Source organism: Flavobacterium sp. (assembly GCF_003525665.1).
Lineage (GTDB): Bacteria > Bacteroidota > Bacteroidia > Flavobacteriales > Flavobacteriaceae > Flavobacterium.
The window spans coordinates 4,943-5,527 of sequence record NZ_DQDX01000050.1 but is presented as its reverse complement, the minus strand read 5'-3'; the positions used below and the strand labels follow the sequence as shown (position 1 = coordinate 5,527).

Below are 585 nucleotides of genomic sequence, written 5' to 3'. Positions count from 1 at the left end.
GTAATGTGGATTTTGTTTTTTCAGATAAATTTAATCGTACTCCAAAACTTAGTCCTTGTTGTAAATCGATGTTTTCTGTGGAAGCAAAATTCAATTCCACCTGAAACTGACCACTTTTTATCTCTTTAATAATTTTTACAATTTCAATATCTAATGTTTTTCCGTTGAATTCGACCGTTCCTTTTTGATTCATTTTTATTTTATCCAAATAGAATTCGTCGACATCGGCAACCAGTTTATAACCTTTCATAACATCAATAGTTCCAATGCTTACGCCTTGTGTGTAGGTTTTTCCTAATATTGGTTCAAACGATGAAAGCCTTCCTGATTGTGGTGCTGTGATTAGAAAATTCTTTTTGTTATCTCGCAAAATCGACAAACTTTTATCCATAATTGAAATCGACTGATTAAGTTGTCCAATCTGAATTTGATTCGCTTGTTTTTCTTTCGTCACACTTTGCTTGATGATGTTCATTCGCTCTTTTTGAAACCTGAAATTCTCTTGTGTAATTTGCCATTCGTTTTTGGCTAAGATTTCTTGATCGAAAAGTTTTTTGTTTAAATCATATAAATTTTTCGCATCCA

General features: G+C 31.8%; 1 protein-coding gene. It reads right to left on the bottom strand.

Annotated elements, in window-relative coordinates:
* Positions 1-585 (bottom strand): HlyD family efflux transporter periplasmic adaptor subunit (locus DIU01_RS03460; protein WP_290831853.1); only part of this gene is annotated, 585 nt, incomplete at both ends.